This is a genomic window from Streptomyces sp. NPDC087906 (genome assembly GCF_055584925.1).
Map to the genome: position 1 here is coordinate 861,426 of NZ_JBVJLC010000001.1, position 20,814 is coordinate 882,239.

Annotated in this window: 19 protein-coding genes and 1 tRNA gene; 7 read left to right on the forward strand and 13 right to left on the reverse strand. The window is 69.1% G+C overall.

Annotated features, from left to right (window positions below; genetic code table 11):
- The first annotated feature begins 65 nt into the window (after positions 1–65).
- Positions 66–509: a cyanase gene (cynS, locus tag ACZ63I_RS03800; protein ID WP_469334992.1), complete on the forward strand. Its 444-nt coding sequence runs from the start codon at positions 66–68 to the stop codon at positions 507–509.
- Here the strand turns inward: cynS and ACZ63I_RS03805 are convergent.
- Together ACZ63I_RS03805 and ACZ63I_RS03810 are read right to left on the reverse strand one after the other, a co-directional pair.
- Entirely contained in the window at positions 472–3,267 is a 2,796-nt protein-coding gene (locus tag ACZ63I_RS03805) for a molybdopterin-dependent oxidoreductase (protein WP_469334994.1), read from the reverse strand. The two genes, cynS and ACZ63I_RS03805, sit on opposite strands and share 38 nt — an antisense overlap.
- Entirely contained in the window at positions 3,267–4,151 is an 885-nt protein-coding gene (locus tag ACZ63I_RS03810) for an FAD binding domain-containing protein (RefSeq protein WP_469334996.1), read from the reverse strand. Before ACZ63I_RS03810 ends, ACZ63I_RS03805 begins: the two co-directional genes overlap by 1 nt.
- A 207-nt stretch (positions 4,152–4,358) precedes the next feature.
- Between ACZ63I_RS03810 and ACZ63I_RS03815 the strand changes: the two genes are divergently transcribed.
- Positions 4,359–5,945 (forward strand): PucR family transcriptional regulator, encoded by a 1,587-nt coding sequence (locus ACZ63I_RS03815; RefSeq protein ID WP_469334997.1) that lies wholly within the window; start codon positions 4,359–4,361, stop codon positions 5,943–5,945.
- A gap of 42 nt (positions 5,946–5,987) precedes the next feature.
- Here the strand turns inward: ACZ63I_RS03815 and ACZ63I_RS03820 are convergent, their stop codons facing one another.
- Complete coding sequence (locus tag ACZ63I_RS03820; RefSeq protein WP_469334999.1) at positions 5,988–6,383, reverse strand: TOBE domain-containing protein; 396 nt, start codon at positions 6,381–6,383, stop codon at positions 5,988–5,990.
- Between the two features lie 290 nt (positions 6,384–6,673).
- Between ACZ63I_RS03820 and ACZ63I_RS03825 the strand changes: the two genes are divergently transcribed.
- Positions 6,674–7,645 (forward strand): LPXTG cell wall anchor domain-containing protein, encoded by a 972-nt coding sequence (locus ACZ63I_RS03825; protein ID WP_469335001.1) that lies wholly within the window; start codon positions 6,674–6,676, stop codon positions 7,643–7,645.
- 177 nt (positions 7,646–7,822) lie between these two features.
- A complete protein-coding gene (locus ACZ63I_RS03830; RefSeq protein ID WP_469335003.1) occupies positions 7,823–8,695 on the forward strand; it encodes a polysaccharide deacetylase family protein in 873 nt (290 codons plus the stop codon).
- Here the strand turns inward: ACZ63I_RS03830 and ACZ63I_RS03835 are convergent.
- The 3 genes from ACZ63I_RS03835 to ACZ63I_RS03845 all read right to left on the reverse strand — a co-directional run bounded on the left by ACZ63I_RS03835 (position 8,662) and on the right by ACZ63I_RS03845 (position 13,531).
- Positions 8,662–9,924 carry an MFS transporter gene (locus tag ACZ63I_RS03835; RefSeq protein ID WP_469335005.1) on the reverse strand — a complete coding sequence of 421 codons (1,263 nt, stop codon included), beginning with the start codon at positions 9,922–9,924 and terminating at the stop codon, positions 8,662–8,664. The genes ACZ63I_RS03830 and ACZ63I_RS03835 overlap by 34 nt on opposite strands.
- A 103-nt stretch (positions 9,925–10,027) precedes the next feature.
- A complete protein-coding gene (locus tag ACZ63I_RS03840) occupies positions 10,028–10,390 on the reverse strand; it encodes a TraR/DksA family transcriptional regulator (RefSeq protein ID WP_469335007.1) in 363 nt (120 codons plus the stop codon).
- A 45-nt stretch (positions 10,391–10,435) separates the two neighbouring features.
- A complete protein-coding gene (locus ACZ63I_RS03845) occupies positions 10,436–13,531 on the reverse strand; it encodes an NACHT domain-containing protein (RefSeq protein ID WP_469335009.1) in 3,096 nt (1,031 codons plus the stop codon).
- Between the two features lie 209 nt (positions 13,532–13,740).
- Between ACZ63I_RS03845 and ACZ63I_RS03850 the strand changes: the two genes are divergently transcribed.
- Positions 13,741–14,244: a DUF4234 domain-containing protein gene (locus ACZ63I_RS03850; RefSeq protein WP_469335011.1), complete on the forward strand. Its 504-nt coding sequence runs from the start codon at positions 13,741–13,743 to the stop codon at positions 14,242–14,244.
- Between the two features lie 64 nt (positions 14,245–14,308).
- Here the strand turns inward: ACZ63I_RS03850 and ACZ63I_RS03855 are convergent, their stop codons facing one another.
- On the reverse strand, positions 14,309–15,124 hold the full coding sequence (locus tag ACZ63I_RS03855) for an SAM-dependent methyltransferase (protein ID WP_469335012.1): 816 nt from the start codon (positions 15,122–15,124) through the stop codon (positions 14,309–14,311).
- A 204-nt stretch (positions 15,125–15,328) separates the two neighbouring features.
- On the opposite strand from ACZ63I_RS03855, the gene ACZ63I_RS03860 reads away from it, so the two are divergent.
- Both ACZ63I_RS03860 and ACZ63I_RS03865 read left to right on the forward strand, forming a co-directional pair.
- A complete protein-coding gene (locus ACZ63I_RS03860; protein WP_469335014.1) occupies positions 15,329–16,240 on the forward strand; it encodes a hypothetical protein in 912 nt (303 codons plus the stop codon).
- The gene (locus ACZ63I_RS03865; RefSeq protein ID WP_469335016.1) at positions 16,237–17,022 is read left to right on the forward strand and encodes a hypothetical protein; all 786 of its coding nucleotides are present in this window, start codon (positions 16,237–16,239) and stop codon (positions 17,020–17,022) included. The genes ACZ63I_RS03860 and ACZ63I_RS03865 overlap by 4 nt, the downstream gene beginning before the upstream one ends.
- 99 nt (positions 17,023–17,121) lie before the next feature.
- On the opposite strand, the gene ACZ63I_RS03870 is transcribed toward ACZ63I_RS03865, so the two are convergent.
- The 6 genes from ACZ63I_RS03870 to ACZ63I_RS03895 form a co-directional block, all read right to left on the reverse strand.
- Positions 17,122–17,197, reverse strand: a tRNA-Arg gene (locus ACZ63I_RS03870).
- Positions 17,198–17,319: 122 nt separating this feature from the next.
- A complete protein-coding gene (locus ACZ63I_RS03875) occupies positions 17,320–17,952 on the reverse strand; it encodes a DUF6875 domain-containing protein (protein WP_469335017.1) in 633 nt (210 codons plus the stop codon).
- Positions 17,949–18,515, reverse strand: coding sequence for a hypothetical protein (locus ACZ63I_RS03880; protein WP_469335019.1), 567 nt, complete (start codon positions 18,513–18,515; stop codon positions 17,949–17,951). The genes ACZ63I_RS03875 and ACZ63I_RS03880 overlap by 4 nt, the downstream gene beginning before the upstream one ends.
- A gap of 9 nt (positions 18,516–18,524) precedes the next feature.
- Positions 18,525–18,725, reverse strand: a complete 201-nt coding sequence (locus ACZ63I_RS03885) for an MbtH family protein (protein ID WP_469335021.1) — start codon at positions 18,723–18,725, stop codon at positions 18,525–18,527.
- A gap of 52 nt (positions 18,726–18,777) precedes the next feature.
- Positions 18,778–19,014 carry a hypothetical protein gene (locus tag ACZ63I_RS03890; protein ID WP_469335023.1) on the reverse strand — a complete coding sequence of 79 codons (237 nt, stop codon included), beginning with the start codon at positions 19,012–19,014 and terminating at the stop codon, positions 18,778–18,780.
- A gap of 8 nt (positions 19,015–19,022) precedes the next feature.
- Positions 19,023–20,474, reverse strand: coding sequence for a class I adenylate-forming enzyme family protein (locus ACZ63I_RS03895; RefSeq protein ID WP_469335025.1), 1,452 nt, complete (start codon positions 20,472–20,474; stop codon positions 19,023–19,025).
- Positions 20,475–20,814: the final 340 nt, after the last annotated feature.

A 20,814-nucleotide genomic window follows, 5' to 3' on the forward strand; every position in this document is an offset into this window, starting at 1 on the left:
CCGAAGTGCATACACCGCTCCACCTGTACCGCTACTCCGCTACTCCGCTACGGAAAGAGGGCGCCATGCTCACCAAGCAAGAAGCCGCCGAAGCCGTTCGCGCCGCCAAGGTGCGGACCGGGATCACCTGGGCTCAGCTCGCCGAAGGCGTGGGGCGGCCGCTTGCGTGGACCACCGCCGCGTTGCTCGGGCAGCATCCGATGCCCAAGGAGGTGGCCGAGGCGGCGGCGGAGCTGCTCGAACTCGACAAGGACGTCGCGGTCGCCTTCCAACTTCAGCCCACGCGTGGCGCACTCGACGCGGCCGTCCCCGTCGATCCGACCATCTACCGGCTCTACGAGGTCGTCCAGGTCTACGGGCCGACCATCAAGGAGCTGATCCACGAGCAGTGCGGCGACGGCATCATGAGCGCCATCAACTTCCGGCTCGACGTCAAGCGCGTCCCCGACCCGGCAGGCGACCGCGTCGTCATCACCCTCGACGGGAAGTACCTTCCCTACCAGTGGTAGGGATACCGGCCCGCTCCAGCGCCGCCTCCTCCAGCGCCAGCCACACCCGGTCGCTCGTGAGCGGGAGTTCAGTGAAGCGCACCCCCGTCGCGTCCCGCAGCGCGTTCGCCAGCGCCGGGGCGACCGGGTTGAACGGGCTCTCGCTCATCGACTTCGCGCCCAACGGCCCGATCGCGTCCGCCGTTTCCATGAAGTGGACCTCCGTGCGCGGTACGTCGGCGAAGGCCGGCAGCCGGTAGCGGCGGAAAGCCGCCGTGCTCACCTCGCCGCGCGCGTCGAGCCGTACGTTCTCGAAGAGCGTGGCCCCCAGCGCCTGCGCCACACCGCCCTCGACCTGGCCCCTGCACTGCATCGGGTTCATGACCTTGCCCGCGTCGGCCGCGTGCACACTGCGCAGGATGCGGATCTGCCCCGTACCCGGGTCCACGGCGACCCGGAACCACTGCGCGTTGAAGGCCACCGAGCGCGGTGTCCCGCCGAAGTGCCCGTCCGCGGCCAGCTCCCGGCCCGCCGACTCCGCGGCCGTGTACAGCTCCTTGAGCAGCAGGCGCCGCCCCGGCACCTCCACCGCCTCCTCCACCAGCCGGCAGTCCGCGCGCTCGACTCCCAGCACTTCCGCGGCGAAGTCGACGAGCCGCACGGCCAGTTCCTGTGACGCGCGCAGCGTCGCCTTGCCCGCCACCACCGTGCCCGTCGAGGCGAACGCGCCCGTGTCGTGTCGTACGACATCGGTGTCCGACTGGCGGACGGTGATCCGGTCCGCCGTGGTGGACAGTTCGCCCGCCGCGATCTGCCGGTGCACGGTCGTGGTGCCGTTGCCGAACTCCGCCGTACCCACCGCGAGATCGAAGGTGCCGTCGGCGCGCAACGCCACCTGCGCGTGCGCGATATGGCCGCCCGGCGGCCCCGTCGCGATCATCGACAGCGCCGAGCCCTCACCCACCAGCCACCCTTCCAGGCCCGGTTCGTCCTGCGGCACGGGCTCAGCCCGCGCCCGCCGTACGATCCCCAGGCACTGGTCGAGGCCGTAACTCGCGAGGTGCAGGTCCTCCTCCTCGCCGCCCGGTGTGACCATGGGCTCGCCAGGACCGATGATGTTCTGCTCGCGCAGCGTGAGCGGATCCAGGTCCAACTTCCGGGCCAGTTCGTCCAGTACGGACTCCATCGCGAAGACGACCTGGCCGAGACCGTAGCCCCGGAACGCGCCCGCGGGCACCGCGTGCGTATAGATGGAGTAGCCGTCGGCCTTCTTGTTCGGGCAGCGGTAGACGGACAGGGACTCGCCGCAGGCGTGGAACATCACGGCCGGCCCGTGGTTCCCGTACGCCCCGGTGTTGGAGACCACCCGGATCTGAAGGGCCGTCAGCACACCGTCGGCCCGCGCCCCCGCCTTCACCCGGACCGTGAACGGATGCCGGGTGGTGGCGCCGTAGAACTGCTCCGCGCGGGTGTACTCCAGCTTCACCGGCCGCTTGGTCCGCAGCGCCGCCAGCGCGACGATGTCCTCGACCAGCATCTCCTGCTTCCCGCCGAAGCCGCCGCCCACCCGGCCGGCGACCACCCGCACCTTCTCCTCGGGCAGATCGAACAGCGCACACAGCGCGCGCCGGGTCAGGAACGGCGTCTGGGTGCTGGAGCGTACGGTCAGCCGCTCGCCGCCACCCTCCGCCAGCTCCTCGAACCAGGCCACGGCACCGTGCGTCTCCAGGCTGGCGTGCTGCACGCGCTGGGTGCGGAACGTCTCCTCGTACACGACGTCGGCCTCGGCGAACCCGGCCGCCACATCGCCGACTTCACCGTGCACCTCACCCACCACGTTGTTCTGCGGGCGCGAGATCCGGGCCGTGGCCGCGTCCTTGGCGTGCACGACCGGCGCGCCGGGACGCATCGCCTCCTCCGGGTCGAGCACGGCGGGCAGCACCTCGTACGTGACCTCGATCCGCCGGCACCCCTCCTCCGCCGCCGCCTCGCTGTCCGCGACGACGGCGGCGACGCGCTGGCCCACGTACCGCACGGTGTCGTCCAGCAGCCGGGTGTCGTCCGGGTCGTCCTCGGGATGCTCGTGGCGGGCGGTCGAGTACAGCCGCTCCGGAGCGTCTTCGTGCGTGAAGACCGCCTCAACTCCCTTGACCCGCAAGGCGGCCGAGGCGTCGATCGCGACGATGCGGGCGTGCGCGTGCGGTGAGCGCAGCAGCTTCATGTGCAGCAGGCCGGGGATGTCGACGTCGAAGGTGTAGCGGGCGGTGCCCGTGACGACCTGCGGCCCGGCGGGTGCGGGCAGATTGCGCCCCACGGCCTGCCCGGCCTCCGGCGCCTCGGCGTGCCGGACCCCGCGTACGGCGTCCTCGATCGCCCGATAGCCCGTGCAGCGGCACAAGTTGCCCTTGAACGCGCGCGGCAGGTCGGTGAGCTGCTCCGCGTCGAGCGCGGCGGTCGTCATCAGGAACCCCGCCGTGCAGAACCCGCACTGGAAACCCTGCGCGTCGAGGAACCGCTGCTGTACGGGGTGGAGTTCGCCGCCCTTCGATGCCAGCCCCTCGACCGTCGTCACCGCGCGCCCTTCGGCCCGTACGGCCGGGTAGAGGCAGCTATGCACCGGCTCACCGTCCACATGCACGGTGCAGGCGCCGCAGTCGCCCGCGTCACAGCCCTTCTTCACCCCGAACCAGCCGCGCTCGCGCAGATACGTGCGCAGACACTGGCCGGGGCGCGGCTCGGCGTCGAAGGGCTGCTCGTTGACGTTGATGTGAAAGCCCATCAGAGACCGCTCCCGCCGCTGCGCGTGATCAGTTCGGCACGTACTTCCTCCGCCAGCCGCAACGTCATGTGCCGTCGCCAGGACGGCAGTCCATGGATGTCGTCGAACCAGTCGCTGTCCCCGACCTCACCGCTGTCACCGCCGCCCGTACCGACATCCCCGACGGCCTCCTCGATCGCCGCGCGCAACTCCCCGGCCCGTGGCGGCAGCGGGAACCAGAACCGGTACGGCCGTACGGTCGCCGCCGTGACCGTCACCGTCAGCGAGCCGTCCCGGGGGTCGAGCGTGCCGATGACGAGCGCGCCGGAGCGGCCGAGCCCGTACAAGGACGCCTGGCGGAACGCCGTACGCGAGGCCAGCGCGGCGGCCGGCAGGGTGACCGAGCGCAGCAACTCGCCCTCGGCCAGGTCCTTGCGTCCCGCTCCGGTGACGAAGTCGGCGACCGGCGTGGTGCGCAGGGAGCCGTCCTGCGCCTGGAGGAGGCAGACGCCGTCGAGCGCGGCGGTGAGCGAGATCATGGGACCTGCGGGCAGGGCATTGCAGAGATTCCCGCCGACGGTGGCCATGTTCCAGATCTTGAACGAGGCGAGAAAGGCACGGCAGCACTGCTCGAAGAGCGGGGCGGCCGGCGGGGACAAGGTCGGGTGCCAGTTCCGCGCGAACCGCGACAACTGCGCGATCGTGCACGTCGCCGCGATCTCCAGGGATCCGTCCGGCAGCTCCCGCAGCGGCTCCCAGCCCAGCCGGCTCAGATCGATCAGGCGCCGCAGATGCGGCTGGGGCTCGGAGAACAGGTAGGTGCCGCCGGCCAGCCAGGCATCGCCCGGCTGCCACGGCACGCGGTGACGCGCGTCCCGTACCTCAAGCACGGTGTTCAGATCCATGCCCGTCAGTGAAGCAACGCCGTGGCGGGCGGCGACACCGGCGCGGGGCACGGAAAAACATGAGGGTCCTCGCTCATCGTTGGAGGATCAACCAAGAGAGTCACCATCCCGAGTCGCTGGCATTTACGATGCATTAACTCGCATCCTCCTCGTGAATGTGAGGTGCCGGGCGGCTCAGCGACCGGCAGTCGCCCTAGGAGCACCCGCATGCACGTCACCGATCTCCTCCAGCTCGAAGCCCTCGACCTCGCCGTCCTCTGGGCGGAGGACGACATGCTCGCCCGGGAGATCAGCGGTGTGACAGCGACCGACCTCGCCGACCCCTCCCGCTTCCTCCAGCAGGGGGAGATCGTGCTGAGCGGTCTCGTGTGGTGGCAGGACGGCGACAGCCGCGCGAAGGCCGACCGCTTCGTCACCGCACTGCGGACCGCGGGCGCGCCCGCGCTGCTCGCCGGGGAGGAGACCCACGGCGCCGTCCCCGACGCGCTCGTCGAGTCCTGCCGCACACACGGGCTCGCGCTGCTGGCCGTCCCCGCGCACACCAGTTTCCGCGCGATCACGGACGCGGTGTATCTGCGGCAGTGGGGAGACCTCAGCCGCCGCCAGGACGATCATTACGCGCTGCCGGGGAACGTACGCACCGAGCTGAACCGCCTGCTCGCGGCGTCCGCGCCCCTCGACGCCCTGCTCGACCAGGCCCTCGCGCACTTGGGCGGCCCGGCCTGCTACGTCGTGTCGGCGACGGGCCGTACGGTCGCCGCCGCCGCGAGCGCGGCGACAGCCGCACCGCCTTCGACGGCCGGGGCGAGGGCGGGGCTGCGGGTCGACGTGGAGTCGTCGGCGTACGACGCCTGGTACCTGCATCTGCCGGGCGGTGCGGACCAGGTGCCGCCGCGTGTGCTGTACGGGATAGCCGACGTGGTCGCGCGGTACCGGCAGGGACTTGAGGCGGGGCGGGACGCGACGGATCTGCTGACTATCGTAGCCTCAACTCCCGCAGCAGATAACGAAACTGACGGTGAGTCACTATCGGCGGCGCTGCGCGCGTGCGGGCTGCCGGAGCAGGGACCGTACCGGGTGATCAGCGCCATGGCGGGTCAGCGCCCGGACGACGCGGCGGCCGCACTCACCGAGGCGCTGCGGCACCTGCCCGGCGTACAGTTCGCCGTCGGCCACCTACCGGACGGTGGGACGGCTGCGGTGCTGCACGAGCCGGTGGCCGGGGCGGGGGCGGGGGCCGGGGCCGGGGCGGGGGCCGGGGAACCCGACCCGGTGCGGCGGCTGGCCGACGTGTGGCCCGTACTCCAGGCGTGCGCCCCGCGACTCGCGCTGTACGCGGGCGTCGGTGATCCCGCGGCCACGGCGGCGGACCTGCACGGCAGCCTGGTGCAGGCGCGGTACGCGCTGTCGGCGGCGCGGCTGAAGCGGCCGTCAGCCGAAGTCGTTGCGGGCGCTGCATCAGCCACCGCGAGGCTGGTCACCATGGCGGACCTCACCAGCCTGGACGCCCTGCTCGCCGGCATCCCCGCCGACGTACGCGCCGTCTTCAGCGCGCGGACGCTGGGTCCGCTCGCCGACGACAGCCGCGCGTCGTACCGGGTGCTGCTGGAGACACTGGAGGCTTTCCTCGCGCACAACGCGTCGTGGGCGCGTACGGCGGAGGCCATGCATCTGCACGTCAACACCGTCCACTACCGCGTCCAGCGCGTCGAGTTCCTGACCGGGCGCGACCTTTCCCGCCTCGACCACAAGCTGGACCTGCGGGCGGCTCTGCTCTGCCGCCCGGGGAAGTGACGAGCGCGACGAGGGGAGCGGCAAGGGGGAGGCGGAGGCAGCTCAGGGCAGATCGACATACACGTTCGTGGACTTCACCCGCGCGGTGACCAGCACACCCACCGCGATCTCCAGTTCGTCGACGGCTTCGCGCGTCACCAGTGACACCACCCGGTGCGGCCCCGACTGGATCTCCACCTGCGCCACCACGTCGTCGACAATGACGCCGGTCACAATCCCGGAGAACGAGTTACGGACCGACGTAGCCACCTCGTCCGGCACCGGACGCACGCCCGCCGCACGGTCCTTGGCGAACGACGCGAGGCTCGCGCCGTCGATCGTCCGGTTGCCCGCACCGTCCCGCTCCATGAGGAGCTGACCGCCGTCGGCCCACCGGCGGACGGTCTCCGAACTGACACCGAGCAGTCCTGCCGCCCGGCCGATGCTGTACGAGGCCACCACCGCACCCTAATGCCCCGCGGCCCGGGATCGTCGCGACGGGCGAACACACCGAAGCCCGAAATCGCGGCGCCCGTCCGCCCTCACCCACCGCGATCGGCCAACGCGTCTTTGCGCTGGCCAGGTTGACAGTCCACCGGGCCAGGCACAACGATGCTGATACCACCGAGGCCGTTGTGTCCCGAGTGGTAATCGACCATCAGCCCGATACCGCCTCGGCACGCCCTTCTCTAGAAGGTTCCTGTGCGGCGGACACTCGTCGGGCGTTGTGAAGTCACGATTGGATTCGCATGCCCATAGCGCGTCATGTCACCCTGTGGCGTTTTGTCGGGGTGGGTGCTGCCGCCCTCGCCCTGTCCACCGCAGCGGCCACCTCCGCCTACGCGGGCGACTGCCCCGGCGGCCACGGCTGGAACAAGGGCCACCAGACCGGATACAAGCCGGGTAAGGGCGCCGGTGTGAAGACCCCGGCCGACCTGTGCGAGTTCTCCCTCGACGGCCAGACCTGGAAGGGTTCCGTCCAGGTCGACGACCTGAACCTGAAGCCGTCCGAGGACGGCAAGGTGCACGTGAAGGTGCGGGCGGCGAAGGACGCCGGGTCCTGCACGGCTTCGCTCGCCTCGTACCGTACCCACGGCGGCACCTGGGAGACCTCGGGCAACCAGGTCTTCCACGACTTCGACACCGTGAAGGTGAAGTCGGGCGGCGGTGACACCCTCGACATCGCGGTGCCCGACGTCGGCTGCTTCGCGCAGGTCGACCTGTACCGCGGTGCGGTCAAGTACGACGGCAAGAAGGGTGTCAACGACGGCTTCGAGCACGGCGATCTGCCGGTCGGCCCGCAGCACGCCGTCATCCTGGACAAGCTGATCGCGTCGTGGAACGGCGGGACGAAGAACTGCACCGAGCAGACCATACCGAGCACGCCTCCGTCGACCCCGGCGTCCCCGTCGGCCCCTGTGACGTCCACGCCGTCGGACACCCCGACGGACGAGACCTCCACCACACCGGCCCCGCCGGCGTCGTCGGCCCCCGCGCCGTCCGAGACGGTCTCCGGTGCGGAGTCGAGCCCGGCCGCAGGCAACTCGGCGAGCCCCGCGGGTGACGTGGACGCGGTCGCGTCCGAGAGCCCCACCGGTGGTCTGGCCGAGACCGGCAGCAGCAACGTCGGTATCACCGTGGGCGGCGCCGCCGTCCTGCTCGCAGCGGGTGGTGCCGCACTCCTGATCACGCGCCGTCGTCAGGCGGCCCGCCGCCACTGACGGCAGGCAGACCGCGGACAGCGGACCACATACCGCGGACTGCGGATCGCGGATCGCGGACAGCGGACCGAGCGGCCGGAGCCAGGGCCCAACTGCCCTGGCTCCGGCCGCTTGACCTTCACATCAGTGTGAGGGTTCGAGCATGGGGCCACCGAGACGGACACGAGGTGAGCACCCATGGACAACCAGCTCTTCGACTACAGCCCGATCACCGAACGGGACGCGATCCACTGGCCGGGCGGCGCCCGGATCGCCTTCTACGTAGGGCTCAACATCGAGCACTACCAAGTCGATCGGCCCTCCACGAGCATTTTCCCCGGCACCGCCGGACTGGCGCCCGACCCGCTGAACTACGGCTGGCGCGACTACGGCCCCCGGGCCGGCATCTGGCGGCTGATCGAGAGCCTTGACCGCCATCAGGTACGGGCGAGTGTGATGCTCAACTCCGATGTCGGCGAGCGCTATCCGCAGATCATCCGGGCGGGCAGGGACCGCGACTGGGCCTGGGTCGCGCACGGGAAGAACAACTCCGTCTTCCAGGCCGACATGACGCCCGACGACGAACGCGCCTATCTCGCCGAGGTGATCGCCGCCATCGAGAAGGCCACCCACCACCGGCCGCGCGGCTGGCTCGGCCCCGCGCTCACGGAGACCTTCCGGACACCGGAACTGCTCGCCGAACTCGGCCTGGAGTACGTCCTGGACTGGGCCAACGACGACCAGCCGTACCGGTTGAACGTGCCGGGCATGCTGAGTGTGCCGTACTCGATCGAGGTCAACGACATCAGCTTGTTCGTCGGAAAGGCCCTGAGCGGGCCCGACTTCGTCCGTATCGTCAAAGACCAGTTCGACCAGCTCTACGAGGAGTCGGCGGAGAGCGGCCGGGTGATGTCGCTGGTCCTGCACCCGTTCGTGATCGGCCAGCCGTTCCGCCACAAGTACCTCGACCAGGCGCTGGAGTACGTCGTCAGCCACACGGGAGTGTGGCTGACGACGACGGACGAGATCGCGGAGCACTACGCGCGGACGGCGGCGCCGCAGGTGTCCTGACCGATGCAACCGGTACGGGATTGGGCGGGACGCGAGCGCTCCGCCCACCGTACGGCCGGACCGGTCGCGGCCCCGGCGCCCAGGAAGACCGCGCCGAGGAGCAGCCACCCCGGTACGCCCCAGGTCACCAGCAGCGCGGTCAGCAACAGCGGGCCGAGGGTGCGGGCCACCGGCACACCCGTACCGAAGAAGCCCTGGTACTGGCCCACTTGGTGGGCCGGTGCCAGCGCGAAGCTGATCTGCCACGACCCGGCCGACTGCCGCATCTCGGCGACGACTTGCAGCGTCGCGCCGACGACGAGGACCGCTGCCGCCGCCCAGCCGGGCAGCCCGGCCGCCGACAGGGCGAAGACCAGGCAGGAGGCGAACATGATGACGGAGGAGTGCCACACGGCACGCGACGCGGTACGCAGCCCCGTCACCGCACGCGCGGTGCGGACCTGGAAGGCCATCACGGCAAGGGTGTTGAGGACGAACAGCGCCGAGACGAGCCAGCTCGGCGCGTTCGTACGCTCCACGATCCACAGCGGGATCGCCAGGCTGAGCAGCGGCATCCGCAGCAACAGCACGGCGTTGATCAGCGTCACGACGGCGTACGGCCGGTCCCGCAGCACCGCGAGCCGCGGCTTACCGCTGCCACGACCCGGAACGGGGGCGACAGTTGGCAGCCGAAGCAGCACAACGGCACAGACGAGGAAGCTCACCGCGTCCATCGCGAACACCGCGAGATACGCCCCGGCGGTGTCCCGACTCAACGCGAGCCCCCCGACAGCGGCCCCCAGCGCCAGACCGGCGTTGAGGGTCGACTGAAGGTGCGCCAGCACGCCGGTACGGTCAGCCGGCGCGACCAGCCCCGCGAGCAACGCCTGCCGGGTGGCGGCGAGTCCGCACTGCGCGACGGCGTACACGCAGGCGGCGACGAGGAACAGCGAGAACGACCGGATGGTCAGGAACGAGGCGACCGCCGCGCTGGTAGCGAGAGCGAGCAGCACAGCGGTCCCACGCGGCCCCCGCCGATCGGCCAACGCCCCGAGCGGCACCCCGGCGACCGACCCGACGGCCCAGGCGACGGTCAGCCCGAGCCCGATCTGGGTGGGGGAGAGGCCGACGACCCGCACGAAGTAGAGAGCGGAGCAGACGTAGTACGCGCCGTCACCGACGGAGTTGCTGAGCTGCGCCCCGGCGAGCACACGCGGCGCACCGGGCGGCGGCAGGATCCGGATCGACATGGCGCGTTCCCCCTGGCGTGTGGCGGTTGCCTGTGGAACGAAACTATCGGTGGGACCTGCCCAGTCGGCAGTTCCAATTAACGCCGGGATATGTGGGCCACTTCTACCGAATCCGCCCGGCACACACCACACAGGTCCGCACGGCGGGCAGGATCTCCAACCGCTCCAGCGGAATGGCACCCCCACACACCTCACACCGCGCGTACGCGCCGGCCTCCAGCCGCTCAAGCGCCAGATCAAGATCCACGAGCTGCTGCCGAGCCCGCCCCAACATGGCCCCGAGATGCGCCCGCTCAAAGGCGGTGTTGGACCCCTCGGGGTCGTGCTCGTCGTCGACGGCGATGAGAGCGTTGGCTTCGACGATGCCGTCGTATTCACGCTGGAGGGCGACGATCTGGGCAGCGGTACTGGCACGCTCGGCGTCGAGCCGCGCGCGTATGCCCTCAAGATCTGTCGAATCACCCATCAACGGACAAACGATACTGCCCGAATTCGTATTCCCGGGTAGTTGTCAGATGACGTCGGTCTGCACACCTGGGATCTTCAGTTCGGTGATGCTCGTACCATCTGGGGTACGACAGCCAAAGAGAGTCACCTGTTCAAGGCTGCGCAGCTTGGCGAAGGCGAGAAGGTCCGAGGGCAGAGTGCAGTCGGTGAGAGATAAAGAACGCAAAGAGGGCGGGGCGCTCTTGAGTGCCAGCAGCCAACCGTTTGCGTCGCAGCCGTAGAGTGCCAGAGTTTCCAGATCGGTCATTGCTGTGAGATTTTCTAAACCTGTCACCGGGCATTGGCTCCCCTCAATCAGATGCAGTTGACGCAAACCCTTAAGTGTGGCGAGCGGGCTCAGGTCTTTTTTGTGGAACCGGGCAAGAGTGAGACCTGTCAATCGGGGGAGTAGGCGTAAGTCGGTTAGGTCCAGTTCTTCAGAAAAGCGAAGGCCCAGCGACCTCAGCTCCGTCAGGCCTAAAAGAACCGACATCCCTTTCGCCGGTCGATCGCTGAAGAATGTGAAGTACTGCAGATCGGGGTGCTGGCGAAGAATTGACAGGTCTACTTCTCCGAGGATTTCATTCATCCACACGCCCCGGAGGGGTGGAAAATCGGTGAGAAACCCGAGTTCCCGTACAGGGAATACCATTTGGATCTGCGTTAGTCCGGGCAATCGACTTGCCGCATGGATCTGTCCCGAATGTGTGAGTGGCACCACACGTCGCTCTAGCGGTAGTCGGGACAGAACATTGTCGGCGTAGGCTGCGGCCTCGAAGTATCCCCAAGCGCCGACGAGTTCATCGATGACGTGCCAGCGCTCCTCGCCCACATAACCCGCCAGCAGTTCCAGAGCCTCCTCCCCCCCGATCCGCGCCACCGTCCGGATCGTCTCAATCGCGGCCTTCTCCGTGAGCTGCTCCAACGAACGAGGCAGCCAGCGCAGCAGACTCGGCCCCACCGCCGCCAACGCCGGCGGATCCGTCTTCCGCCGTGCAGGCAGCAGCTTGCTCACCGCGCTGTCCAGGCGCTCCGCAAGCCCTTCCGACACCGAAGGCAACGTCTCCCGACAGCTCGCGGCCAGCAGCCGCAGCGTCCTCGCGTGGGTGGGCTCGGCCTCCGCACGGTCGAGGATCCCGCCCAGCAGCTCCTCCCGCTGTCGCGTATTGGCGTGGCCCGCCGTCATGATGATCGTTTCCCGCCACAGATCCAGATGTGCTCGGCCGACCAGATTGCCGATGCGGTCCTCCTCCGCCGCCTCCTGCGCGGCCAGGTACTCCTGGAAGGTCCGGTGCACGAAATCTATGCGTGCCTCGGCGGGGGACCGTAGGACCCCGGAGCGGTGCCGAAGCTGCTCCAGAACTTCGTCGCCCTCCAGGCCGTCGAGATGGCGCATCGCCCTGAGCCTCGTCGCGACATAACCCGCGGCCCTGTCCAGGTCGATCTCAGTGCGGTTGTTGTCCGACAACCGCCATGCGAGGTCCCTCAGTAGGAGCAACTTGTCACCCAGGCTGAGCTTGCTGTCGACCGCGCTCGGCACATTCCGGTCCGCGTCCCGGTCGTGAACCAGCGTGTGCAGCGCGTTGCGGTACAACTCCATCCGGTCGCGCGGCAGTTGACGGCCCCGATTCAGGTGCATCGCACACAGCATGGCCGCCAGCAACGGCGTACCCGCCAGCGATTGCAGATGCGCGCGGTCCTTGAGACTGGTCAGCAGCGACTGTTCGTACTGCGGCAGCTCGTCCACCGGGCAGGGCAGCTCGTCTCCCACCTCCCGTACGACCTGGTGCCATTGCCGTACGAAGGCCGCCAGGTCCGGTGGTGTCATCCGGTCCAGATGCAGGGCGGTGAAACCATCGCGGCGCAGCCAGTCCGCACTGGCTGCTGCGGGACGCGACGTGACGACCACTCGTACGTTGTCGTACTGGCCCAGCAGCTTGCGGAGCCATTCCCGTACCGTCCGGCGTTCCCGATCGAGCAACTCGTCCACGCCGTCGATCAGAAGCAGCGCCTTGCCGCCGTCAAGCTGCCGCTCCACCCACCCCCTGGGCATGATCCCGGTGATCGGTCCGGCGACCCCGTCCAGCATCGCTTCCGGGTTGGGCGGGGTGCGGCCGCTGTAGTCGCGCAGCTTGATGAAGAGGGGGGTGAACCCGTTCCAGTCGGCCAGCTCGCCCGTGAATGCCCCGCGTGACGCCATCACCGCCAACCACCGCAACAGCGTTGTCTTGCCCGACCCTGCCTCACCGCGCAGCAGGACCCGTGAGGCACCTCTCAACGCGCCCTCGACCCGCATGCCTGAGCTTTCGCCACCGCCCTCCTCCCAGTTGCTCATGTCCGGTCGGAGTTGTGGCAGGGACCGAGCCGCACGCCGGCGCTTCCCGTCGTCGCCGGTCGCTCGCAAGCTGACGTACGCGACGGACAGCCGTACCCGGGGTGGCGTCGCCTGGTCGGACGTACGGCGGAACAGCTCGACTTCGTCAAGGTCCCTGCTGACCAGCTCCAGGTACTTACGGCGGAACGCTGTGTCCTGGTCGGTGCCGTCCGGCGCGAACAGCGAGCGGTCCGGCAGGCGTTCCAGGATCCGCGCCACCTCGGCGCCCAACGTGGCCGTCCGCAGGAGCAGTTCCCCGGCCGCTCGCTCCTCGAAGACAGGCAGGCTTCGCACGATGCGTACGTAGTATTCGACGCACTCGGCGAACAGCACCTCATATAGTTGGGTTTCGGTCTCGCTCAGGCCCACCGGCCCGCTCACGGAGTCGGTGATGTGGCGGACGAGCTCCGCCGGACGGGCATTCGCCGCGAGCAGCGCCTCGTCCGAGAGGTCCGCCTTGCCGAACGTGTCGGACACGGCGTTCAGCACCGCCTGTTGACCACCCTCATCCAGGCGCTGGAAGGCGTGCTTCAGAAACGGCTCCAGCCGGTCGAACACCGCGTTGGTGATCTGCTCGAACTGCTGCCTGACTTCCCTCTGGAGCCGTACCCCGGACACCCGGACCCGGATCAACTCCTCCATGGACAGCAGCCGTTCCTGCTCCCGCTGCTTTCCGCCCAGCCACAGCTTCCCCGCAGCCGTCGCCACGGTCGTACCCAGCCGTAACGCCGCAGTCTCCGCGATCACCGCAAAACCCCTCCCTCGCACGACCCAGGCATTGTGGCAGCCGAAGCCGCGCGCCGGGCGCGAACCGAGTACGCACCGGAGGCGGGGACTCCTGATCACGGTAGGGCGACGAAAGATCACGAACCGGCAACTACCTCCATCAGTCAACTACTTCCCTGTCACGCTGCTCCAGCTAACGCCAGTACAGGCAAATATGGAGCACACACCACATGACTGACATCCAGCCCACCGTCGACTCCACCCGAAGCGAATCGGCCCCGGCCGGGGGCGCTCTCGCGTCCAGTGCCGGTGACAACCCGATCGCGAGCCGCTTGACCGGCCTGGCCATGAAGCGTCGCGGGTCTGTCGCGGTGTGGATCGGGCTGCCGCTGGTCACTCTCGGGATCTACCAGTTCGTCTGGTACTTCAAAATCCACAAGGAGCTGCTGCAGTTCGACCGCCGCCAGAAGCTCAACCCCGCGGGCAGCCTGCTCGTCCTGATCTTCCTGGGCTGGACCCTGATCGCTCCGCTGATCTCCTTCCACAACACCGGAAAGGCGATAGCGAACGCGCAGCGCGCGGCCGGTCTGCCCGTGACGTGCAGCCCCGCCGCGAGCACGTTCCTGGCGTTCGTCTTCGGTCTGAACATCTGGTACATGCAGCGCCAGCTCAACCTGGTCGTTGACGCGTACCAGGAAGCGACCCCGGGCACCGAGGTGCCGCTGGCGGCCTGATCGCCCCCGTAACAGCCCACTGCCGGAACGCTCGTTGAGCGTTCCGGCAGTGACGTACAGGGACTTACGGCTTACGGGCGACCGCACCGTACATCGCGATGTCCTCGTCCCTGATCTCCTCCGTGACCGTCCCGTCCGGCCGCCACTTGTGGACCTGCGCGATGCCGGGCTCGACCAGGTCGAGCCCCGCGAAGAACTCCTCCGCCTCGGCCATGGTGCGCAGCCGCATCGGCATGCCGCGCTTCTCGTACTCGCGGGCGACCCGGCCGACCTCGTCGGGCGCGAACTCGGCGGTGCCGATGGACATCGCCAGGTAGCTGCCGCTGGGCAGCGGCTCCAGCAGGCGGCGGACGATGCCGACCGCGTCGTCCTCGTCCATGACGAAGTGCACGATCGCGATGACCATCAGCGCGACCGGCCGGCTGAGGTCGAGGGTGTCCCGCAGCTCGGGAGCGGCGAGGATCGCCGCGGGGTCGCGCATGTCCGCCTCGACGTAGGCGGTCTTGCCTGCGGGGTCACTGGCGAGCAGGTCCCGGGAGAGCGTGAGGACGAGCGGGTCGCTGTCCACGTAGACGACCCGCGAGTCGGGCGCCGCCGCCTGGGCCGTCTCATGGACGTTCGGCGAGGTCGGGATCCCCGTACCGATGTCGAGGAACTGCCGGACCCCGGCCTCTTCGGCGAGGTACCGCACGGCCCGGTGCATGAAGTCTCTGTTGGCCCGCATATGGATCGGCATGGCGGGCCACTCGCGGGACATGGCGTCCCCCGCCTCCTTGTCCACGGGGTAGTAGTCCTTGCCGCCGATGATGTAGTCGTAGATGCGCGCGGAATGCGCGGTGCTGGTGTCGATCTGGTCGCCCTGAGACCCGATGTCGGACAAGGTGTCCTCCTCTACCCACGAGCCAAAGCCCGCCACGAGCTGAACCCCCATCCTCCCCCCGAAAGCCCCCACCGGACCCATGCCTGATCCACCCGGGCCAGGGCGCTGAGCGGCGCTGAGCAGGTGCGGGGCGCGGCGCTGAGGTGGTGCGGGCTCCGGCGCTGAGCTGGTGCGGGCCACAGGCTGCCGTGCTGTACTGGCGAGGTGGAGCGAAAGCACGCACTGGCATCGGTCACCCACCTCAGGCGGCCCGGCGGCGCAGCTTCGGACACTGCGACCGACCGGCGGGCCGAGCGGGTGCGTACCCGGGTCCGGCTGATGATCGAGATCACGGCGCGGTCGGGGGCGTACCGGAAGGGGCTCGTCGCGGCCACCCGCAAGCTCAGCCCCGAGGAAGCGGCGATCCTTTCGGACCTGGAGGGGCACGGGCTTCAGGTGCCCCAGTTGCACGACGTGCTGTGCGGCGGGCATGTGCTGGTGGACGCGCCGGAGCTGTACGACAAGTGGCGGTTCGCCGATGTGAGTCATGAGCGCCTGTCGAGCCACCACCGCGACATCGACAAGACGCGCTACCCCGACATCGGGATGCGCGGGGACGTGGTGCGGGAGAAGTTGCACGGGCGCACCGCGCAGGGGACCTGGGTGCAGTTGGAGAAGACACCGGCCGCTTTCGGCGGGAAGAAGCTGCCCAGTGTGGACGACCTCCGCCACCTCATGGACTACGTGGTCTACCGGATCACACGCAGCAACGTCGGCCCCTGGGGGCTGTCGCGGATGACGGAACGCCGCCCGCTGTACCTGTCGCCGTTCCTCGCCGTTCCGACGTCCCTCACACCGCCGGTCGCGCGGGTACTGACGCAGGCGCTGCGCCGGGTGGAGGAGGCCGACGACGTGACCGCCGTCTCCACGGACCTGGCGGCCCACTTCCCGCCCCCGGACCGGGAGGACCTGGCCGGCGAGCTGGGCCAGTCGCTGTCCGGCAGGTCGGGTCGTGGGCTGTTCGGCAACTCCGAGGTGTGGGTGACCGAGACCCCTTCGCGCAGCGCCGCCGAGGTGCTGCGGGAGAGCCATGTACCGCCCGTGGTGGAACTGCTGCAACCGGGAGGGCCGTCATGAGCAGCGACGACGATCAGCGCGATGTCCCCCCTGGCGTACTGCCGGGCGCCGGTGCGTCACCGACGGACCCCGGCGCGGCGACCGCCCCTCAGGGGCTGGTGACGGCCGTGGTGGACCTGGTCGACACAGGCCCGGTGCTGCTCGGCGCGTACACCATCGCCGAGCTGACCGCCGTGGACGCGATCGTGGACTTCCTGGAGGCCCGGCCGTCGGACGACGTGATCGCCGAGGCCGTACGCTCGCTGGCGGCCCGGCAACTGCTGCTGGCGGGGGACACGGGCGAGCAGGTCCAGGTGCAGGGCGACCTGGGCATCGCGGTGGCGTTCCAGCAGCGGGCCCGCAGGGTGCTCGACGCCCGTACGACGGGGTCGGGGCCCGGTGAGCCGTGGCGGATCCTGTTGCTCCCCCAGCCCGAGCGCATCTGCCTCGTGGTCCGCATCGACGCGCTCGGCGTTCACCAGATGGGGCTGTACAAGCTCGACGAGGCCCTGGACATGCTCACCGAGTGGCTGCCGCGAGGCTCGTCGGCGGACCGCGACGAGTCGGCGGACACCGACGCAGTACTGGCCGCCGCAGAGCGCTCCGCGCTGATCACCGTCACCGAATACACGGCGGAGGGCTCGGCCGAGACCGCCGGCAGCAGCCGGGATCTGGTACTGGCCCGCAGCGGCGGACGCCTCCACGTACTGGCCAGGGACCCCGGGCACCGAGAGAAACTGGTCCCGGACCCGGAGGCGCACAAGGACAACATCCGCGAACGGCTCGAAGGCATGCTGATCTAGCCGCCACACGTTCGCAACGGCCCCCAAAGCTGAGGCCCAGGCACCCGGTGCTGTACCGGTTGACCTGGGCCTTTGTCCCGCTCGCCGCTCGCGCGGCCGTGGTGCCCCCGGCAGGATTCGAACCTGCGACACCCGCTTTAGGAGAGCGGTGCTCTATCCCCTGAGCTACGAAGGCGTAGCGCCGCCGGGATCGGCTGCGCCACGGCCATCAGTGTAGCGGGTGGCCCGGTGGTGGCAGGTGCGGCGAGGGTGTCGGGGGCGGGCCGGTTGCTGGGGGTGGGTGGCTGCGGGGGGCGGCTACGGGGCGTGGCCGTATGCTCGCTCGCTCTCCTCGAAGCGTTCCTTCAGGAGCGCGTCCATCAGCGTCGAGTCCGGGCCGAAGAACTTGCCGAACTTCTCGCGGTACTTCTCGAACCAGTGCGGCCGTTCGGACAGGAAGAAGATGTCGTGCAGGGCGATGGAGCGGATCGCGAGGACCGGTACCGGCGCCCTGCTCACCACGAAGTCGGGGTTGCGGGCCGCCGTCACGTCGCAGTTCTCGTGGAACTGGCCGATCATCAGGCCCTTCGCCACGAATTCGTCCTTCACGTGGGCCTGGGCCTGGTCGAGCAGGCCGGTGTCCTCGCTGCGCAGGTCGGGGAAGACGATCACCATGGCCTGCAGCATGGGGTTCCGGCCGCGCCAGGTCGTCAGCTCGTACTCGCGCAGGCTGCCGCGCGCGATCTCCTCGACCAGTTCGAGGGTCGGGGTGTGCCCGACCAGGCGTAACCGGATTTCCATCGTCCGGTTCTTCCGGGAGGGGGACACGAAGGGGCATATCGGTCCGGTGCGGCCGATTTCCGGGTGGCTCGCCGCTATGTAGTCGGTCAGCCACAGGTCGACCGACTCCAGTGCGGACTTGAAGTCGACGGCGGATGCCGTGGGCGTCATGACGTACCCGTCAGGTTGGCGATGCGGTCGATGGCGATGCGGGCGAGCCGGTGGATCTCGGCCTCGTCCGGGATACGGGTGTTGATGAAGTTGAGGATGTCGCCCTTCGGCACGATCACCCACGCGGTCTCGATACGGAAGTGGTCGACGGTGGACACCCAGCGCACGACGAAGCCGCCGTCCCCCAGGTCGATGGGCCCGAGTTCCACTCGCGTGATGTCGAGTTCCACACCGTCGTTCAGGCCCATCCGGTAGTGCGCGCAGTCGCGCACCGCGTCGGCGAGTTGCTGGTACACCTGCCGGCAGGCGCCGTTGCCGAACTCGGCGACGTGGTGGAACACCACCGAACCGACGATGTTCGTGAACAGCGCGGAGGCGTGATGCCGCGACTCGGGGTGCGAGCCGTGCGTGAGCATGTTCGTCAGATCGACGATGGCCTGCCCCGACTCGTCGCCGGAGACGAAGACGGGATCGTAGGCGGCGCTCGGCTCCTCGCTGTAGAACGACTCCTCCAGATCCTTCTCGCTCAGCAGGAGTTGTTGTGCGAAAGCGGCGTCGTCCATGGCGGTCTCCTAACGGCGTACGAGGCTCAGCGGGCGCATGTCGGTCCAGTGCTCCTCGACGTACGTGAGGCAGCTCTGGCGGTCGGTCGCGGCGAGCGCGACGGTCCAGCCCGCCGGCACCTCGGCGAAGGCGGGCCAAAGCGAGTGCTGGCCCTCGTCGTTGACGAGCACGAGGAAGGTGCCGTCGGGGTTCTCGAAGGGGTTGCTCATCATTGCTCCCTAGGCAAAACGGTCGAGGCGGGGGGTTGTCGGGGGCCGGGCGTCACTTCTCTGCCAGCACCGTCGCCACGTACGTGTGGATGCCGTTGATCGACGTGAACAGCGCCATGTCCTCGAACTGCGGGTCGATGACCACGCCGTGCCGTACCTCCAGCCCGTGCTGGAGGGCGACCAGGGTGAACGAGTCGATCACCAGCTCGGCGTCGTCCGGCAGCTCCTCCGGGGTTCCGAGCCCCGTGCTCTCGGTCAGGATCGTTCTGATGTCGTCTTTCGAGATCACCGGTCCCCCTATGTCTGTGACGACGATTGCGACGTGACGCGCCCGTGCACCAGCGCACGGTCGCGGACCAGCTTTCCCATGGAGTTCCGCGGCAGTTGGCGCGTGACGAAGAACCGCTTGGGGATCTTGACCGGGCTCAGCCGCTCCCGGCACCAGGCCGTCAGTTCGTCCGCGGTGAGGTCGTCCGCGGTGGGATCGGCAGTGGTGGGATCGGCAGTGGTGGGTTCGTCCGCGGTGGGTGCCTGGGCGGCGCCCACGAACGCCTCTATGACCTCTCCGTGGGTCACCACCGCCTCGGTCACCCGGGGGTGTCCCAGCAACACGGCCTCCACCTCCGCGAGATCGACCTTCAGGCCGCCGACGACGACCAGTGAGTCGGACCGGCCGAGCATGCTGAGCACCCCGGTCGCCGGGTCCTGGTGGACACGGTCGAAGGTCCGCAGCCAGCCGTCCGTGAAACGGTCGGCGTGCGCGCCGTACAGATACGGCGAGTGCTCCATCCGGACGAACAGCTCCTCACCGACCACCTTCACCTCCGCCCCCGGCACCGGGGGCCCCAACTGCGGTGGTACGGAGGTGCCTGACAGGTCGCCCGCGATCAGTCCGATCTCCGTCAGGCCGTAGACCGGACTGATCGGCAGGCCGAAGTGTGCCCCGAACCGCTCGTAGGTCTCCTGCGGCACCCGCTCGCCGCCCGACACCGCGAGGCGCAGCGCGGGCAGTTCGGGCCGTCCCTCGATCCGGGACAGCAGGTCGTAGTGGACGGGGGTGCCGTAGACGGCGGACACCTCGGCCCGTGCCATCAGCCGCACCACCTCCGCCGGGCGGAGCGTCGGCGGGACGACCAGGGTCGACCCGGATGCAAGGGCGTGCAACACGCCGCTGACCAGGCCCATGTTGTGCATGACGGAGTTGAGGAGCATCAGCCGCTCGCCCTTGCCTGGGACGCCGGGGAGCGCGCTGTGCCGGTCGAGTTCGGCCAGCACGGAGCCGGCCGGCCTGCCGATCACCTTGGGGCGGCCGGTCGAGCCCGAGCTGAACTGCACCAGCCGGACGTCCTCTTGGGCCGGCCGGCCGTTCGCCAGACGCTGGATCGTGAAGTCGGACTCCTGCCGGAATCCGGCCACCGGGCCGTCGGCTCCGGTCGCGACGACCTGGTACTGCGGGCGTACGAGGTCGGCCAGCGGCTCGTACTCGGCAGGCCGCAGCCGGAAGTCGACCAGGACCACCTGCGCGCCACGGCTCCACAGGGCCAGCAGGACATAGAGATAGGTGAAACTCGGCTTCATCCGCAGAAGAACCGAACTTCCCTCCGTGATTCCCTGGTCCTGAAAATATGTGCCGAGATCGGCGACCGTCGTCCTCAACTGTTCCCGGGTGACCGGTGAGCTGGAAATGGCCCACAGCTCGTCGTCCCCGCCCCGGCTCAGCAGATGGCTTCCCCACCAGGTATTTGCCATACACGCTTCCTTTTATGCAGACAGGTTGGCGAAATGCTCGACCCGGCATTTATCGAGGGCGAAGCTAACACCTCCCTGAAACGGCGGGCAAGGGCGCGGGCGGGCAATGCCGGCCCGCCTCGGTGACGGGTGGCATGCAGGTCGGCAGGTCCTGTCGTCGAGGCTGTCCCGCCGGCGGGACAAGGGCGGGACAGGGGCGGGGACCGGTGCCTGGCATCGGTAATGGGCATCCTTGACCCTTCTGAGATCCCGGGTTAGGTTGCTCCCTGATTGTTTTACGGGTCAGTGTGCCCGATTCCGGTGCGTGCCACATATTGCGTCGCTCCGATGGTTCTCAATT